General features: G+C 70.0%; 2 protein-coding genes. One reads left to right on the top strand and one right to left on the bottom strand.

Annotated elements, in window-relative coordinates:
• Positions 1 to 34: 34 nt before the first annotated feature.
• A complete protein-coding gene (locus tag ACFWM7_RS34755; RefSeq protein ID WP_383268630.1) occupies positions 35 to 1,111 on the bottom strand; it encodes a terpene cyclase in 1,077 nt (358 codons plus the stop codon).
• 310 nt (positions 1,112 to 1,421) lie between these two features.
• Here ACFWM7_RS34755 and ACFWM7_RS34750 point away from each other — a divergent pair, with 310 nt between their 5' ends.
• Complete coding sequence (locus ACFWM7_RS34750; protein WP_383268627.1) at positions 1,422 to 2,888, top strand: GuaB1 family IMP dehydrogenase-related protein; 1,467 nt, start codon at positions 1,422 to 1,424, stop codon at positions 2,886 to 2,888.
• Positions 2,889 to 2,934: the final 46 nt, after the last annotated feature.

The raw sequence follows: 2,934 nt of genomic DNA, 5'->3' as shown, positions 1-2,934 counted from the left end.
CCGCACGCGGGTGTCCGGCCCTCGGCACGTTCGCTCAGCCCGCCGGAGGGGCCTTCGCCGCGCACGGGGCGGGGGCGACCGCCTCGGTGCGCGCGGGCGGGACGCCCAGCACGGTCTCCTCCAGATACTCCTCGGGCTCCTCGTACTGCCCCACGTCGGCGGGGTTGTAGCGGGGCGTCTGGCGCGACCAGTCCAGGTTGCCGCGCATCCAGCTCCGCATCCCGTCGAGGTAGGGCACCAGCAGCCCGGACAGCTCCGGATACAGCTCAAGGAGCTCGTCCTCGGCGGTCAGGAACCGCTCGGTCTCCATCGCGAGCCGCTCCGCGACGTGGTCCAGCGCCTGCTGCTCCCCGAGGCCCCGGTGGTGGCGGACCAGGTGGACGAGGTTGTGGATCTCGCCGAGCACCTGCTCCTTCTCGAAGGAGTACACGTCATTCGCCCAGCACACGTGATTGCACGCGGCTTCCAGGGCGGTGATGAAGCGGGGGTCGTTGTGGAGCGACTCCGGGGCCTCGATGCCCGCCACGATCTCTATGAGGTCCATGCAGACGTGGATGGCCCCGGTGTGCCGCCGCTTGGCGATGTACGTCTCCTCCGAGGGCACCACGTCCTCGGCGCGGTTGCCCGCCTCCCAGGTGGTGGCGGTCGTGAGGTAGGCGACCAGATGCCAGGCGAACCGGGTCCGCCAGTGCGGGGCCGCGTTCGGCGTCGTACGTTTCCACAGATCGGCCAGGGCGGTCACGGCGGCCGGGACCTCTTCCCCCGGCAGCGGCTCGGGAGCCGAGCCGTCGACCACCGCGCGCATCCGGTCGACGACATCTCTCACCCGGTCGGGTGAACGGCCGAGGTGGCCGTCGTCGAGCTGGTCGTCGACCAGGAAGAGCCAGACGAACCAGTCGGCCACCAGATCGAGGTGTTCCTCGTCGGCCGTCGGGTAGACCATGCCGACGAACGCCCCGAAATCGGCTTGTTCGAATCGGTTCCTCGCGGACTCGCGGTGGACCAGACCCGTCTGTCTGGTCCAGGCGTCCAGATGCCCCCGGGTGTGTCCCACGTGCGGGTTGGTCCGCTGCGGGAACGGGCAATAGATGTCCGGCAGTTCGCTGTCCACAGGCGGATCGGGATCCTCTCCGGTCATACGGTGTGCCCAGGGTTGCCGACGAGCCGGATCGACGCTTCCGACACCCCCGAGACCTGCGGGTTTGAAGCTACCTGACCCCTTGTCACCCGGTCCAGGGATGGTGATCACGAATGATTCGAATCCCGTTCGGGTAGAGTCCGTGGGTAAGGCAGGTTCCACTTGCCCGGGGCCCCCGGCCGCCTCCTCGGAACGCTCTTTGGAGGAACGGACGAAGGCGGGGGTCTTTTGCTGTGTCTTCGTGGAAACGACCTGCACCGTTTCGTATGAAAAAATGAGTGTTATGCGTTTTCTTGAGCCGGGCACCGGTCGCTACACAGAGTCCCCCGCGGTCCCGTACGACCTCACCTACGACGACGTCTTCATGGTCCCGGGCCGCTCGGCGGTCGGTTCCCGCCAGGGCGTGGACCTCTCTTCGCCGGACGGAACCGGCACCACCATCCCGCTCGTGGTCGCCAACATGACCGCCATCGCGGGCCGCCGGATGGCCGAAACCGTCGCCCGCCGCGGTGGCCTCGTCGTCATCCCCCAGGACATCCCGATCGAGGTCGTCACCGAGGTCATCTCCTGGGTCAAGACGCGCCACCTCGTCCTCGACACCCCGATCGAGCTGGCCCCGGGCCAGACCGTCGCCGACGCCCTGTCGCTGCTGCCCAAGCGGGCCCACGGCGCGGGCGTCGTCGTCGACGCCGACCGCCGTCCCGTGGGCGTCGTCACCGACCACGACCTCACCGGCGTGGACCGCTTCACCCAGCTCTCCGAGGTCATGTCCAAGGACCTGGTGGTGCTCGACGCGGACATCGACCCGCGCGCCGCCTTCACCAAGCTCGACGGCGCCAACCGCAAGCTCGCCCCCGCGGTCGACGCCGAGGGCCGCCTCGTCGGCATCCTCACCCGCAAGGCCGCCCTGCGCGCCACGCTCTACACCCCCGCCACCGACGCCCGGGGCAAGCTGCGCATCGCGGCCGCCGTCGGCATCAACGGCGACGTGGCCGGCAAGGCCAAGCAGCTCCTGGACGCGGGCGCCGACGTCCTCGTCGTGGACACCGCCCACGGTCACCAGGAATCCATGATCAGCGCGGTGAAGGCCGTGCGGGGCCTCGACCCGCAGGTGCCGATCGTCGCGGGCAACATCGTCGCCGCCGAGGGTGTGCGCGACCTGATCGAGGCGGGCGCGGACATCATCAAGGTCGGCGTCGGCCCCGGTGCCATGTGCACCACCCGGATGATGACCGGCGTCGGCCGCCCGCAGTTCTCCGCCGTCCTGGAGTGCGCCGCCGAGGCGAGGAAGCACGGCAAGCACGTCTGGGCGGACGGCGGTGTCCGGCACCCGCGCGACGTCGCCATGGCGCTCGCCGCCGGCGCGTCCAACGTGATGATCGGCTCCTGGTTCGCGGGGACGTACGAGTCGCCCGGCGACCTCCAGCAGTCCGCCGACGGCCGCTTCTACAAGGAGTCCTTCGGGATGGCCTCGGCCCGCGCAGTCAAGAACCGCACCTCGGACGAGTCCGCCTACGACCGCGCCCGCAAGGCGCTCTTCGAGGAGGGCATCTCCACCTCGCGGATGTTCCTCGACCCGACCCGCCCGGGCGTCGAGGACCTGATCGACTCGATCATCGCGGGCGTCCGCTCCTCCTGCACCTACGCCGGCGCGGGATCCCTGGCGGAGTTCGCCGAGAAGGCGGTCGTCGGCGTCCAGAGCGCCGCCGGTTACGCCGAGGGCAAGCCGCTGCACGCCAGCTGGAGTTGATCCCGTATTCACCGCAACGCCCCCGCCCCCTCCACTGCTTCGCGCC

The organism is Streptomyces sp. NPDC058375 (genome assembly GCF_042723425.1).
Classification (GTDB): domain Bacteria; phylum Actinomycetota; class Actinomycetes; order Streptomycetales; family Streptomycetaceae; genus Streptomyces; species Streptomyces durocortorensis.
The sequence above is the reverse complement of the archived record's forward strand: the minus strand, read 5'-3'. Positions and strand labels throughout refer to the sequence as shown.